This window comes from Streptomyces sp. P17, assembly GCF_032436805.1.
GTDB lineage: Bacteria > Actinomycetota > Actinomycetes > Streptomycetales > Streptomycetaceae > Streptomyces.
In genome coordinates, this window is sequence record NZ_JAVRBF010000046.1 from 1 (window position 1) to 14,281 (window position 14,281).

General features: G+C 71.6%; 8 protein-coding genes and 1 tRNA gene. All 9 read right to left on the reverse strand.

Translation table 11 applies throughout. The features are described 5' to 3' along the window. Positions 1–83 precede the first annotated feature (83 nt). The 9 genes from RMT89_RS27185 to RMT89_RS27225 all read right to left on the reverse strand — a co-directional run bounded on the left by RMT89_RS27185 (position 84) and on the right by RMT89_RS27225 (position 14,124). Positions 84–962, reverse strand: coding sequence for a hypothetical protein (locus tag RMT89_RS27185; RefSeq protein WP_315886418.1), 879 nt, complete (start codon positions 960–962; stop codon positions 84–86). 838 nt (positions 963–1,800) lie between these two features. After that, positions 1,801–1,877, reverse strand: a tRNA-Thr gene (locus RMT89_RS27190). Positions 1,878–1,982: 105 nt separating this feature from the next. Next, positions 1,983–3,596: an alpha/beta hydrolase gene (locus tag RMT89_RS27195; protein ID WP_315886419.1), complete on the reverse strand. Its 1,614-nt coding sequence runs from the start codon at positions 3,594–3,596 to the stop codon at positions 1,983–1,985. 157 nt (positions 3,597–3,753) lie between these two features. Next, positions 3,754–4,959, reverse strand: coding sequence for a DNA polymerase III subunit delta' (locus RMT89_RS27200; RefSeq protein ID WP_315886420.1), 1,206 nt, complete (start codon positions 4,957–4,959; stop codon positions 3,754–3,756). Between the two features lie 108 nt (positions 4,960–5,067). Then, positions 5,068–8,337, reverse strand: coding sequence for a dTMP kinase (gene tmk / locus RMT89_RS27205; protein ID WP_315886421.1), 3,270 nt, complete (start codon positions 8,335–8,337; stop codon positions 5,068–5,070). 156 nt (positions 8,338–8,493) lie between these two features. Next, positions 8,494–11,313: a type I DNA topoisomerase gene (topA, locus tag RMT89_RS27210; protein WP_315886422.1), complete on the reverse strand. Its 2,820-nt coding sequence runs from the start codon at positions 11,311–11,313 to the stop codon at positions 8,494–8,496. Between the two features lie 261 nt (positions 11,314–11,574). Then, a complete protein-coding gene (locus RMT89_RS27215) occupies positions 11,575–11,772 on the reverse strand; it encodes a hypothetical protein (RefSeq protein ID WP_315886423.1) in 198 nt (65 codons plus the stop codon). A gap of 191 nt (positions 11,773–11,963) precedes the next feature. Beyond that, the gene (locus RMT89_RS27220; protein ID WP_315886424.1) at positions 11,964–13,481 is read right to left on the reverse strand and encodes a class I SAM-dependent methyltransferase; all 1,518 of its coding nucleotides are present in this window, start codon (positions 13,479–13,481) and stop codon (positions 11,964–11,966) included. 46 nt (positions 13,482–13,527) lie between these two features. Next, positions 13,528–14,124, reverse strand: a complete 597-nt coding sequence (locus RMT89_RS27225; protein WP_315886425.1) for a small secreted protein — start codon at positions 14,122–14,124, stop codon at positions 13,528–13,530. Between the last annotated feature and the right edge of the window lie 157 nt (positions 14,125–14,281).

The window sequence follows — 14,281 nt, forward strand, 5'->3', positions numbered from 1 at the left end:
CAAGAGGTCCTGGTTGTTCAGGTCAATTCACGGATTCCCACCCGCCCGCAACGATCAGTTTGTTCACGGGCTCTGAGACACGCTCAGATGTGGTCGCGCGGCCCCTCGGCCAGGAGGCGGAGCGCGGCGAGGGCAGCCGAGCGGCCGGTCGTGGACAGGGAGATCAGGGCGTCGATGGACCGTTCCGGTTCGAGGTAGCCGAGTTCGCGACCGGTGTGCCAGAACCTCCACAGCAGCCGCTCGGTGTCCTTTGCCTGCATCGCGGTGCCGTCGCCGTGGGTGAAGCCCGCAGCAAGCACCGGATGGACGACATCGCGCAAGTCCTCGCGGAGCCGGGGCTCCGCCCACAGCGCGCCCAGGGCGCACTCGGCCACCTGCCGATCCGCTGCGGTGGTGCCGAGCCAGGCCAGCGCGGCCGTGTGCTGGCACAGCTGGTGGTCCGTCAGCTGAGCGCGGCCGGCAGCCGAGGGCTTGAGCGTGCGAAGGCGCTTGGTCACCAGTCGGTGGGTGCGGGCGAGTTCGTGCAGGTCGGCCAGCTGGAACAGGTCCGCCTCGGAGCGCGGCCCCTTGCCGATCGGGTACCAGTGCGGGTAGCGGGCGAACGCGGCTGCCACCAGTTCCCGCGGCAGGTAGCCGGCCTGGGTCAGGGTGACACCGCCACCGACCTGCTCCAGCAGCCACCGCAGCGGCTCAGCCGTGTCCACGGGTGCCGCAGAAGACTCCTCCAGGGCGGGCAGGAAGGCGGCGAGCAGGGCGCGGCGCTCAGTCGGGGGCGCCTCGGCCCACAACTCGCGCCGTTCGCGGCGGACGGCCTCCAGCGGGGCGCGGCCCTCGAACACTGGCTGCACAGTTGTGATCCAGTGCTGGACGAGCCGTCGGCGCGCGGCCGGGAAGGCACGCGTGTCCGGGGCGAGCTCGCCCCCCGTCCAGAGCCTGCTCCAGCCGACCTTCGAGGTTGGCACGGGCCAGCGCTTCCTGGGTGCCCATGACCTGCCCCCAGCTCAGCTCGGGTACGTCCGGCGGGGTCGTGGGCGAGGCAGCCACGGCCTTGCGGTAGGCCGCGAAGCCCGCCTGCTCGGAGCACTGCCAGGCCGCCAGCACCTGGGCGGTGGTCCCGCTCGTGCACACCGCGGCGGCCCGAAAGCGGCCGACTCCGGTCAGCAGGTCGGCCAGGACGGCGACAGCCCGCCGCTGCTCAGGGGTGTCTGCTTGCCACTTGCGGGGCAGTTCCTACCAGCAGAAGCGTTCGACCTCGGCCGCCGAGAGCGCGACGAGCGGGTCACCGTCGGACACCAGCAAACCCAGCAGGCGCTGTGCCATCGCCTCGTCCGCCACCAACGCTGTCACCTCCGCCGCACGCCAGCCAACCTGCCGATCCTCCCACGGATAGAGGTTCCGTCCGTGGGCGACGCTGCGGCGGGAATCTCACCGGTGACGTCGTCCCGCGGCAGCCAGGGTTTCCCCCAGCCTGTCGGAACAGCACAAGCCCTACGCCGTCGGCCACCATTCCCAAGGCACCCGAAACCCTCGGCTCCCCCAGGGGCGGCGAGGCGCTTCTGACGAGCCGTCACGCACGCTCGTCCACCGACTGTCCACCGGAGCGTTTGCCTGCGTAGTCAACCGACGGGCCAATTGCACCAAAACCGCTGGCCAGAGCCTGGTTACAGCCCGCCGACAACAAGGAGCGAACCCGTGACCTACGCATTGCGATGCACAGGTCACAAGTGTCCGACCTGCCCGAATTCCAAGGTCAACGAAAACCAGAAACCCCAGGTCAGAGGCAAGACCTGGGGTTCACCATGGAGCCGCCTTCGGGATTCGAACCCGAGACCTACGCATTACGAGTGCGTTGCTCTGGCCATCTGAGCTAAGGCGGCGCGCTGTCCGCACTATGGTGCGATCAGCAACGACGGTAAGTCTACACAGTTTCCGGGAGTGCTCCGTACCGGCCCGAGGGTGTGGTTCCGGGGCCGGTACGGACGCTATGAGCAGCGCTTCCTGTCCGTCGGCGGGGTCCCTCGCAAGAGGTACGCGTTGATCGTGCGGTCGATGCAGTCGCTGCCCCGGCCGTACGCCGTGTGGCCGTCGCCCTCGTAGGTCAGGAGGCGGGCCGAGGAGAGCTGGGCGGCCAGGGCGCGAGCCCAGCGGTACGGGGTCGCCGGGTCGCGGGTGGTGCCGACCACGACGATCGGGGCGGCGCCCTTCGCCTCGATGCGGTGCGGCTCACCCGTGGGGGCCACCGGCCAGTACGCACAGTTCAGAGAGGCCCACGCGAGGCCCTCACCGAAGACCGGGGACGCCTTCTCGAAGGCCGGCAGGGCGTCCCGCACCTGCTCCGGGGTGTCGAAGGCGGGCGGGAGGTCCAGGCAGTTCACGGCGGCGTTGGCGAACATCAGGTTCGCGTAGCGGCCCTCCGCGTCCCGCTCGTAGTAGCTGTCGGCGAGGACCAGCAGGGCGGCGCCGTCGTTCTCCTTCATCGCCGAGGTCAGCGCCTCGCGCAGCTGCGCCCAGGCCGCCTCGTCGTACATCGCCGCGATCACGCCGATCGTGGCGAGGGACTCGCCGAGACGACGGCCGTCCGCGTCGCCGGTCGGGATGGGCCGGGCGTCGAGCTTTTCGAAGAACGCCTTGAGGTTTGCCCCCACCTCGTCGGCCTTCTTGCCCAGCGGGCAGTCCGGCTGCTGGACACAGTCCCTGGCGAACGCCCGGAACGCCGTCTCGAAGCCCGCGGTCTGGTCGAGGGTCATCCGGCGGGCGGGCAGCGACGGGTCCATGGCGCCGTCCAGAACCAGCCGCCCGGCGCGCTTGGGGAAGAGTCCCGCGTACGTCGCCCCGAGGAAGGTGCCGTACGACGCCCCCACGTAGGTCAGCCGCTCGTCCCCCAGCACCGACCGCAGGATGTCCATGTCCCGGGCCGCCTCGACGGTGGACACATGGCGCAGCAGCTCCGGCGAGTCCGCCCCGCAGCCCTCCGCGAACTTCTTGTACGCGTCGACCAGCGCCGTCTGCTCCGGCCCGTCGTCGGGCGTGAGGTCGGTCTGGGTGTACGTGTCCATGTCCGGCCCGTCGAGGCATTCGACGGGCTCGCTGCGTGCGACACCGCGTGGGTCGACGGCGACCATGTCGTAGCGGGCCCGGACCTCGGCCGGGTAGCCGATCCCGGCGTACGCCTGGAGGTAGCCGACCGCCGAACCTCCCGGGCCGCCCGGGTTGACCAGCAGCGATCCGATCCGCTTGCCCGGCCCCGTGGCCTTCTTGCGGGCGACGGCCAGCCGGACCTCGTCCTCCTGCGGCTTCGCGTAGTCGAGCGGCACCCGCAGCCTGGCGCACTCGAAGCCGGGGACCCCGCAGCCGCGCCACCTCAGCTTCTGGCCGTAGTACGGCGCGAGCGCGTCCGGTGTCGCCTGCGGCAACGCGGCCAGCGCGGCCTCGGCCGCCGGGCTCGCGGAACTCGTCGACCCGCCCGTCGAACACGCGGAGACCACCAGCGCGGCGACGGCGAGGAGGACTCCCGCTGTGCGGGCTCCGTGGGGGTGGGGTCGGGCGTGCGTGCGGGGGGACCGGGTGCGGGTCGGGTGGGGGCGCCTGAGGTGCATCAGCCGAGCGTAACTCTGCGCAGCCGACCGGATGCCCTCCGCGCAGGGCACGGCTCGTACGGGTTACATGGTCAACCTTTCGTTGATCGCGGGCGGGACGGGCAGGTCAGCCCGCTCTGAGAACCGCCCACTGAGCGCGGTCAGCCACTCAGCACGGTCAGCCCGCTCTCAGCGCCATCGTCATCGCCTCCACCGCCAGCAGCGGGGCCACATTGCGGTCCAGCGCGTCCCGGCAGGCGGAGATGGCCTCGATGCGGCGCAGTGTGGACTCCGGGGAGCTGCCCCGGGCCAGCCGGTCCAGGGCGTCCTCGGCGTCGGCGTTGGCGATGGCCACGCGGGAGCCGAGCTGGAGGGCGAGGACGTCACGGTAGAAGGCTGTGAGGTCGGTCAGGGCGAGGTCGAGGCTGTCGCGCTGCGTACGGGTGCGGCGGCGCTTCTGCTTGTCCTCCAGGTCCTTCATCACGCCCGCCGTACCGCGCGGAAGACGCCCGCCCTGGGCCGCGCCGAGGGCCGCCTTCAGCTCCTCGGTCTCCTTGCCGTCCATCTCCTCGGCGAGCTGCTTGGCGTCCTCGGCCGCGGCGTCGACGAGTTCCTGGGCGGCTTTGAGGCAGCCGCCGATGTCCTCGACCCGCAGCGGCAGCTTGAGGACGGCCGCCCGGCGCTCGCGAGCCGCGGGGTCGGTGGCCAGCCGACGGGCACGGTCGACATGGCCCTGGGTGGCGCGGGCCACGGCGGCCGCGACCTCGGGCTCGATGCCTTCCCGCCGTACGAGCATGTCGGCGACGGCGTCGACCGACGGCGTGCGCAGGTTCAGGTGACGGCAGCGGGAGCGGATCGTGGGCAGGACGTCCTCGATGGAGGGGGCGCACAGCAGCCAGACCGTGCGGGGGGCCGGCTCCTCCACCGCCTTCAGGACGGCGTTGGCCGACTTCTCGTTCAGCCGCTCGGCGTCCTCGACGAGGATGACCTGCCAACGGCCGTTGGCCGGTGAGGTGAACGACTTGCGGACGGTGTCCCGCATGTCGTCGACGAGGATCTGAGAACCCACGGCGGCGACGGTACTGACGTCGGCGTGGGTGCCCACCAGCGCCGTATGACAGCCGTCGCAGAAGCCGCAGCCGGGGGCCCCGCCGAGGGCGCGGTCGGGGCTGACGCACTGGAGCGCGGCGGCGAAGGCCCGGGCTGTCCGGGTCCGGCCCGCGCCGGGGGGTCCCGTGAACAGCCAGGCGTGCGTCATCTTCGACGCCTCGGGGGGCGGGGTGTCGGTGGCGGCCGCGGTGACCAGGGCGTCCGCGTCCCGGGCAGCGGCGGTGAGCTGCTCGCTCACCTTCTCCTGCCCGACCAGGTCATCCCACACGGTCATGCCACACGCCGCCTTTCCGTCCACATGTCGCGGTACGGCATCCATTGTGAGGGGCGGCACTGACAACGGGATCCGGTCGCCGCAGCCGCGCCGACACCGGCCGACGGCTCAGCGCCGCCCCCGCCCCCGATCGTCGTCGTACTCGTCGTCCCGCGGCCCCAGCAGCTCGTCCGCCAGCGACGGCAGGTCGTCCAGCGGCGTCTCCTCCGCCCAGTCCGACCGCGGCCGCCTGCGCCGACGGGTCTCCGCCTCGCCGCCTTGCCGATCACTCCGGGGACCGCCCTGCGGGTCGACCTGCGGGAGCTCCCGCGTACGGTCCTCCGCCTCGTCGCCGCGCGCCTCGTCCCGGAAGAACCCCGGCGGAACACGGTCCGCGGGATCCCCGCCCTGCACGGGAGGCAGCACCGCGGTCTCGTCCCCGGCCCCCGGGTCCACCTGGGGCAGCACCGTCGTCTCGTCCGAAGCGCCGGACGGCGTCACCGCCGTCTCATCCGAAGCCCTGACGGGACGCAGTACGGCCGTATCGTCCGAAGCCCTTACGGGAGGCAGTACGGCCGTTTCGTCCGAAGCCCCCGCCGGCTCCCCCGGCTGCGGCAGTTCCGCCGTCACCTCGGGGTCCGGAGTCGGCCCACCCGCGCGCGGCAGCACCGCCGTCTCGTCCACCGGCCCCCCGGAGGCATTCGTCGGCGTCACCACCGGCGTCGGCACAGTGGCCGCGTCCGGGGTCGCCGCAGGTGCCGCCGGAGCCGCCGGCTTCGGGCCGGCCTCCGCCGCCGCGGCCGCCTGCTCGGCCAGTCGCCGTGCCTCTTCGGCCCGCAGCAGCGCCTCTTCCGCCTTGCGCTGCTTCTCCAGGCGCCGCGCCTCGGCCTCGGCACGCAGCCGGGCCTCCTCCTCGGCCTGCTTGCGGCGCCGCTCCTCGTCCGCCCTGCGCCGGGCCTCTTCCTCCGCGCGGGCCTTCTCCTCGGCGAGCAGCCGCTGCCGCTCCTCCTCGGCACGGCGAGCCGCCTCCTCGGCACGCAGCCGGGCCTCCTCCGCCTGCCGTTCGGCCTCGCGGCGCTGCGCCTCCTCCAGCTCGCGGCGCTTGCGCTCCTCCTCCTCGGCGCGCAGCCGGGCGAGCTGCTCCTGGCGCTCGCGCTCCAGCCGCTCCTCCTCGGCCTTGCGGGCAGCCTCCTCCTCGGCCTTCTTACGGGCCTCCTCCTCGGCCTTGCGCCGCGCCTCCTCCTGGGCCTGGATCTCGGCCTCGGACAGCGGCAGCGTCTGGTCGAGCCGGTGCCGGATGACGGTCGTGACGGCCTCGGGCTCCTGGCCCGCGTCCACGACGAGGTAGCGCCCGGGGTCGGAGGCGGCCAGCGTCAGGAAACCGGACCGCACGCGCGCGTGGAACTCGGCGGGCTCCGACTCCAGCCGGTCCGGCGCCTCGGTGAACCGCTCGCGCGCGGTCTCCGGGTCGACGTCCAGCAGCACGGTCAGATGCGGCACCAGGCCATTGGTGGCCCAGCGGTTGATCCGGGCGATCTCGGTGGGCGACAGGTCACGGCCCGCCCCCTGGTACGCCACCGACGAGTCGATGTACCGGTCGGAGATGACCACCGCGCCCCGCTCCAGCGCGGGCCGGACCACCGTGTCGACGTGCTCCGCGCGGTCCGCGGCGTACAGCAGCGCCTCCGCGCGGTGCGAGAGCCCGGCGCTGGAGACGTCCAGCAGGATCGACCGCAGCCGCTTGCCCACCGGCGTCGCCCCCGGCTCGCGCGTGACGACGACCTCATGGCCCTTGTCCCTGATCCACTCGGCGAGCGCCTCGGCCTGGGTGGACTTGCCGGCGCCGTCGCCGCCCTCCAGGGCGATGAAGAAACCGGAGCTGGCGGGCACCTGCTCGGGGTCGTCGCCGCCGAGCAGCGCGTCGCGCAGATCGTGCCGCAGCGGCACCCCGGACCGGTCGTCGACCTTGGCCAGCACCAGCGCAGCCACCGGCAGCAGCAGCGCGCCGACCAGCATCAGCGTGAACGCGGCACCGCCGTGCGCGAACACGAACCGCCCGCTCTCCAGCCGGTGCGGGCCGATAGCGGCGGCCACCAGGGGCGCGACGACCGCACCGAGCGCCACGAACACCCGTACGACCGCGTGCAGATGCTCGGTCGTGCGCGGGCGCCGGAAGTCCTCGGTCTCCTGATCCAGCAGGGTGCGCCCGGTGTTGGCGGCCACGCCCGCGGCGACCCCGGCCAGCGCGACCACCAGGATGACGGTGGTGACGTCCGGGACGAGCCCGGCGACCAGCAGCGCGATACCGGTGAGCGCGATGGCCAGCGCCAGCAGGCGGCGCCGCGACAGTGACACCAGCACCTTGGGCGCCGTTCGGATACCGACGACGACTCCGCCGGTCAGCGCGAGCACCAGCAAGCCGTACAGCACCGGGCCGCCGCCCAGGTCCTTGGCGTGCAGCACCGACACGGCGACCGCGGCCGACACCGCGCCCGCGACGGCCGCGCAGGCCGGCACCAGCAGCGGGATCGCGCCCGTACGGCCCTTGTCGACGCCGGTGCCCGTCTTGGGCCGGCGCAGCCCCTCCAGCGGGGAACGCGCGCGTGGGGTGCGTGTGTCGGGCAGTTCCAGGAAGGTCACCACGGACAGGGACGCGGCGAACAGGCCGGCCGCGACATACGACGGCAGCGCCGCCTGGTGCTCGCCGAACCAGTCGATGCCGGTGCCCAGCAGGTTGTTGAACAGAGCCGCGGTGACGAGCGCGGCGGCCGCGAGCGGCACCGCCAGGAAACCGGTACGCAGCGACAGACGGCGCAGCGCGTCCATGTGGTCCGGCAACGGACGTACCGTCGCGCCCTCCAGGGGCGGGGCGGGCAGCAGGGCGGGCGCCGCGCTCTCCCGGCACACGGCCCAGAAGCGCTCGGCCACACCGGTCACGAAGACGGTCACCAGCAGGACGGCCAGGGCGTTGTCCGGCGTCCAGTCGATCCACAGCGGCGCGACGATGAGCAGCGCGGCCCGCACGCCGTCCGCGCCGACCATCGTCCAGCGGCGGTCGAGCGGGCCCTCCTGGGAGGTCAGCGAGGTGAGCGGGCCGAGCAGTGCGGCGCCGAAGAGGAGGGTCGCGAGGAGCCGCGCCCCGAAGACGGTCGCCACTGCGAACGCCACACCCCGGTACCCGCCGCCGAACGAGCCCTCGGCGATGGCCGCCTGGAGCGCGAGGAGGACCAGCACCAAAAGGGCGAGGACATCACCCACACCGCCCACGAGCTGTGCGCTCCACAGCCGCCTGAGCTGCGGTCGGCGCAGCAGGGCGCGGACGGCGCGTTCGCGGGAGTCCGCCGCCAGGGCGTCGTCGGGGGTCGGCGGGGGGGCCGTTGGCTGCTCGGCACGCGTCATGCATTCAGCCTATCGGCAGGCACCGACAGCCCGTGGCGGCCGTCCGAACGTACGCCCGCCCCGACACCAAAGAGTGATGCCGGGGCGTTCGTTTCGCGAAGCCAAGGAACGCGAAGCACAGGGACGCGAAGCCGAGGGTGGCTTGAAGCGGAGGGCTCAGTCCTCCGCGGCCGGCTTGGCGGCCGTCGCCTTCTTCGCCGCCGTCTTCTTCGCGGTCGTCGTCTTCTTCGCAGCCGTCTTCTTGGCGGCCGCCGTCTTCTTGGCCGGAGCCTTCTTGGCGGCGGTCTTCTTCGCCGGGGCCTTCTTCGCCGTCTTCTTGGCGGGCGCCTTGGCACGCTTCTCGGCGAGCAGCTCGAAGCCGCGCTCCGGGGTGATGTCCTCGACACTGTCGCCGGAGCGCAGGGTCGCGTTGGTCTCCCCGTCGGTGACGTACGGGCCGAAGCGGCCGTCCTTCACCACGACCGGCTTCTCGCTGACCGGGTCCACGCCCAGCTCCTTCAGCGGCGGCTTGGCGGCGGCCCGGCCACGCTGCTTGGGCTGGGAGTAGATCTCCAGCGCCTCTTCCAGGGTGATCGTGAAGAGCTGGTCCTCGGTCTGGAGCGAACGCGAGTCCGTGCCCTTCTTCAGATACGGCCCGTAGCGGCCGTTCTGCGCGGTGATCTCCTGGCCCTCGGCGTCGGTGCCGACTACGCGCGGGAGCGACATCAGCTTCAGGGCGTCGTCGAGCGTGACCGTGTCCAGGGACATCGACTTGAACAGCGAGGCCGTCCGCGGCTTCACGGCGTTCTTGCCGGTCTTCGGGGTGCCCTCGGGCAGGATCTCGGTGACGTACGGGCCGTAGCGGCCGTCCTTGGCGACGATCTGGTGGCCGGTCGCCGGGTCCGTGCCCAGCTCGAAGTCGCCGCTCGGCTTGGCGAGCAGCTCCTCGGCCAGCTCCACGGAGAGCTCGTCGGGCGCCAGGTCCGTCGGGATGTCCGCGCGCTGGTGGTTCTCGGAGTCCTTCTCGCCGCGCTCGATGTACGGGCCGTAGCGGCCGACCCGCAGCACGATGTCGTTGCCCACCGGGAACGACGACACCTCACGCGCGTCGATCGCGCCCAGGTCGGTCACCAGCTCCTTGAGGCCACCGAGGTGGTCCCCGTCGCCGTTGCCGGCGTCGGCCGCGCCGCCGTGACCGGTGCCCTCACCGAAGTAGAACCGCTTCAGCCACGGCACGGACTGGGCCTCACCGCGGGCGATGCGGTCGAGGTCGTCCTCCATCTTGGCGGTGAAGTCGTAGTCGACGAGCCGCCCGAAGTGCTTCTCCAGGAGGTTGACCACGGCGAAGGACAGGAAGGACGGCACGAGGGCCGTGCCCTTCTTGAAGACATAGCCGCGGTCGAGGATCGTGCCGATGATCGAGGCGTACGTCGACGGGCGGCCGATCTCGCGCTCTTCGAGCTCCTTGACCAGGCTGGCCTCGGTGTAGCGGGCCGGGGGCTTGGTGGCGTGCCCGTCGACCGTGATCTCCTCGGCGGACAGCGCGTCGCCCTCGCTGACCTGGGGCAGCCGGCGCTCGCGGTCGTCCAGCTCGGCGTTCGGGTCGTCGGCGCCCTCGACGTAGGCCTTCAGGAAGCCGTGGAAGGTGATCGTCTTGCCGGAGGCGCTGAACTCGACGTCCCGGCCGTCGGCGGCGGTGCCGCCGATCTTCACGGTCACGCTGTTCCCGGTCGCGTCCTTCATCTGGGAGGCGACGGTCCGCTTCCAGATCAGCTCGTAGAGCTTGAACTGGTCGCCGGTCAGACCGGTCTCGGCCGGCGTGCGGAAACGATCACCCGAGGGACGGATCGCCTCGTGCGCCTCCTGCGCGTTCTTGACCTTCCCGGCGTAGGTACGCGGGGCGGACGGCAGGTAGTCGGCGCCGTACAGCTGCGTCACCTGGGCGCGGGCCGCGGAGATGGCCGTGTCGCTCAGGGTCGTGGAGTCCGTACGCATGTAGGTGATGAAGCCGTTCTCGTACAGCTTCTGGGCGACCTGCATGGTCGCCTTCGCGCCGAAGCCGAGCTTGCGCGAGGCTTCCTGCTGCAGCGTCGTCGTACGGAAGGGGGCGTACGGCGAGCGGCGGTACGGCTTGGACTCGACGGACCGGACGGAGAACTGCGTCTGCTCCAGGGCGGCAGCCAGGGCGCGGGCGTTCGCCTCGTCGAGGTGGAGGGTGTTCGCGCTCTTGAGTTGTCCCAGGGAGTCGAAGTCGCGGCCCTGCGCGACCCGCCTGCCGTCGACGGTCTGCAGGCGCGCGACCAGCGACGACGGGTCCGATGAGTCCCCCGCGCGGCCGGTCGCGAAGGTGCCCGTCAGGTCCCAGTACTCAGCGGAACGAAACGCGATGCGCTCGCGTTCCCGCTCCACGACGAGCCGGGTGGCAACGGACTGGACACGACCGGCCGACAGCCGGGGCATGACCTTCTTCCACAGGACCGGCGAGACCTCGTAGCCGTAGAGACGGTCGAGGATGCGGCGGGTCTCCTGGGCGTCGACCAGCTTCTGGTTGAGCTGACGCGGGTTGGCCACGGCGGCCTGGATCGCGGCCTTGGTGATCTCGTGGAAGACCATCCGCTTGACCGGGACCTTGGGCTTGAGCACCTCCTGGAGGTGCCAGGCGATGGCCTCGCCCTCGCGGTCCTCATCGGTGGCGAGGTAGAGCTCGTCCGAATCCTTCAGCAGATCCTTGAGCTTCTTGACCTGGGCCTTCTTATCAGCGTTGACCACATAGATCGGCTCGAAGTCGTGTTCTACGTCCACACCGAGCCGGCGGACCTCACCGGTGTACTTCTCGGGCACCTCCGCGGCGCCGTTGGGGAGGTCGCGGATGTGCCCGACGCTCGCCTCGACAACGTATCCGGGGCCGAGATAGCCCTTGATCGTCTTCGCCTTGGCAGGCGACTCGACGATGACGAGTCGGCGGCCGCCCTTCGCGGTCTCGCTGGTCGGGGACAACTTCGCTCTTCTCTCCGGTCGACGCTGGGTGGCCTCCCCAGGCCTTGCTCTCCCGGGGTCGGGTACTGGTGACGCTGCGGAGTGTGACGGTACATCCCGCCCCCGTGTCAAACGGGAAAAGCCCGCAACGGCCACTCGAACGGTAACCCGACTACCGCCATTCCTGCCGCCCGGAGTGCCCACCGGCCTTTTCGAGCGTTTCCGGAGGAGTGCCTCCCACTTACCGGAGTCCCAGCTTGGGCCCGGTTCCAACAGCGGTTCTCACAGGCGGGTGAAGCACCACGCGGCGAGGGCGAGCGCGATCACCGCGGCGAAACTCGCGAGGGTCGCCGATGCGACGGGGTTCACACCGTGGGCGACCGGTTCCCGGTGCCGTACCCGTCCCGCAGTCCACGCCAGGAGCCCGGCTCCGAACAGGGCGAACACCAGTCCCGCGAAGATCGCCGGTCCGCTCTCCATGGCGCCCCTGCCCCTTTTCTCCGCTCCGCGCGTGCATCGGCCCCGCGAGGCTGACACGCGCGGGCAGCGGTCAGGCGAACCCGAGGTGAACGCGTGGCCGACGCGGCTGTGGCCTCGCCACGGCCGCCAGAGTCCCAGCGAAGGATGTCGGCCGAATTCACGCCCTTGAGCGCCCCGCGGGCGCACCGGACTTACGCCGGATCCAGGAACCCCTGTTCCACCAGCAGCCGGATCTGTGCGGGCGTGCGGTCGCGCAGCAGGACCGGGTCCTCGCCGACCAGTTGGGCGATGGCGTCCAGGATGCGGCCCGCGCTGAGCGAGCCGTCGCACACGCCCGCGAACCCGGCGCCGACGGTGTCCACCTTGGTGGCCCGGCGCATCCCGCGGTTCTGGCGCAGCACGACGTGCTCGGGGTCCTCGGCACCGGGCAGCCCGACCTGCTCCTGGACGATCTCGGCGGTGAGCCGGAAGTGCCCCTCCAGCAGGGCCGCGTCATCGTGCGCCCGCAGATAGTCGAGGCGCCCGAAGTGCGCCCGCACCGTGTCGCCGAGCGGCTGCTCGACGGGGTGCGGCCACTCCTCCACGGTGACGGACGGCACGGCGGCCTCCGTCCTGCGCAGCGTGATCCAGCCGAAGCCCACGGCCTTCACCTTGCGCGCCTCGAACTCGTCCAGCCAGGCGTCGTACCGCGCCTGGTACTCGGCGGGGTCACCGCGGTGGTCGCCGGCGTCCCGCAGCCACAGCTCGGCGTACTGCGTGACGTCCTGCACCTCGCGCTGGACGATCCATGCGTCGCACCCGCGCGGCACCCATGACCTCAGTCTGTCCTGCCAGTCCTCCCCCGCGACGTGCTGCCAGTTGGCGAGGAACTGCGCGAACCCGCCCTCGTTCAGCCGTTCCCCCGCACCCTGAACGAGCGAGCGGCACAGATCGTCCCCGCCCATCCCGCCGTCCCGGTAGGTCAGCCGCGCGCCTGGCGAAATCACGAAGGGCGGGTTGGAGACGATCAGGTCGTAGGTCTCCTCGTCCCGGACCGGCTCGAACAGCGAGCCCTCGCGCAGATCCGCGGCCGGCGCGCCGGAGAGCGCGAGCGTCAGCGCGGTGATGTGCAGCGCACGCGGGTTGAGGTCGGTCGCCGTCACGCGCGTGGCGTGCTGGGCGGCGTGCAGGGCCTGGATCCCGGAGCCGGTGCCGAGGTCGAGGGCGGACGAGACGGGGGCCCGGACGGTGATGCCCGCGAGGGTGGTGGAGGCGCCGCCGACGCCGAGGACGACTCCCTCGTCCTTGCTGCCGATACCTGCTGCGCCGCCGACGGCGCAGCCCAGGTCCGACACGATGAACCAGTCCTCGCCCGCGGGTCCGCCGTACGGCCGTACATCCACGGTCGCGGCGAGCTCGTCATCGCCGGCCGGTACCAGCCACCCGGCCTCCAGGCACGCGCCGACGGGCAGAACGCCCGCCACGCGCGCGTGCGGCACGGGCTGCTGCAGAAGGAAGAGCCGTACGAGTGTCTCCAGCGGCGTGTCCCCGCGGGTGGCCCGGAGCGCGGGTACGGTCTCGCTGCGGGCGAGCGCCGCGTACGCGGGCGCACCGAGCAGTTCGAGCAGCCCGTCAGCGGTGAAGGAGGCCCCGAGCAGGGCCTCCCGCAGCCGGGCGGCGACGTCGGAACGATCGGAAGCGGGCAGAGCGGGCAGCCTGGAGGTACTCACGCCCCCATTGTGACCCGCGCTACCCGCTCACCGCGGCCGCTCAGCGTCAGCTCGCCGCCGTGGCGGCGCCGGACGCCGACTTGCAGCTGGACTGCTTCGCCATCGCCTGGCCGACCTCGCCCTCCTCAAGCTCCTTGAGGGCGTTGCTGCCGCTGGTGCTCAGCTTGTCCAGTTCGCCGGCGATGTCCTTGAGGCCGTCCGCGAACTTCGCCTGGTCCTTGGTGTCGAGTTCGTCGACCTGCTTCTTCAGGGAGGCGTACGACGCGGAGATGCTGTTGAGCTCCTTGACCGCGTCCTGCTGCTTCTTCTCGCTGTTCTTGGCGTCGCCGGCGTCCGGCGCTCCGGCCTTGTCCACAGCGGCGCCGATCGCCTTGTAGGCGTCGGACATGTCCTGGAAGGCCTTGGCGTCGGTCTTCTGGACGTCCTCCGGCGAGCTGTTGTCCGAGGTCTCCTTCTGGATGGCGATATTGGCGGCCTCGATCTTCTTGGCCTGCGGCTGCACGGCATCGCAGACCTGCTTGGCCCAGGCGTCCAGCTTCTCGCTGCCTTCATCGCTGCTGCACCCCGACAGCGCCATTACCAGTACCGCACCGCCGGACAGCGCGGCCGTGAGCTTCTTGTTCACCGGATTGGTCCCTTCCATGGCTCCTCGGCCCCGGAACATACACGGCAGACGGGCGAGATCCCTACGCCGACTATCCGTTAAGTTCATCATTGGGCTATTTGCGCCATGTGAGAGAAGGCTCACGAAGAGGGCGTGAACACACAGAGCGGGCGGGGGACGCGTCCGTACAGCGCCC

What these genes read in the sequence shown, in the direction of transcription:
- RMT89_RS27195 (WP_315886419.1), bottom strand. Translation starts at nt 3,596, where the DNA reads ATGCACCTCAGGCGCCCCCACCCGACCCGCACCCGGTCCCCCCGCACG.
- RMT89_RS27200 (WP_315886420.1), bottom strand. Translation starts at nt 4,959, where the DNA reads ATGACCGTGTGGGATGACCTGGTCGGGCAGGAGAAGGTGAGCGAGCAG.
- tmk (WP_315886421.1), bottom strand. Translation starts at nt 8,337, where the DNA reads ATGACGCGTGCCGAGCAGCCAACGGCCCCCCCGCCGACCCCCGACGAC.
- RMT89_RS27215 (WP_315886423.1), bottom strand. Translation starts at nt 11,772, where the DNA reads ATGGAGAGCGGACCGGCGATCTTCGCGGGACTGGTGTTCGCCCTGTTC.
- RMT89_RS27225 (WP_315886425.1), bottom strand. Translation starts at nt 14,124, where the DNA reads ATGGAAGGGACCAATCCGGTGAACAAGAAGCTCACGGCCGCGCTGTCC.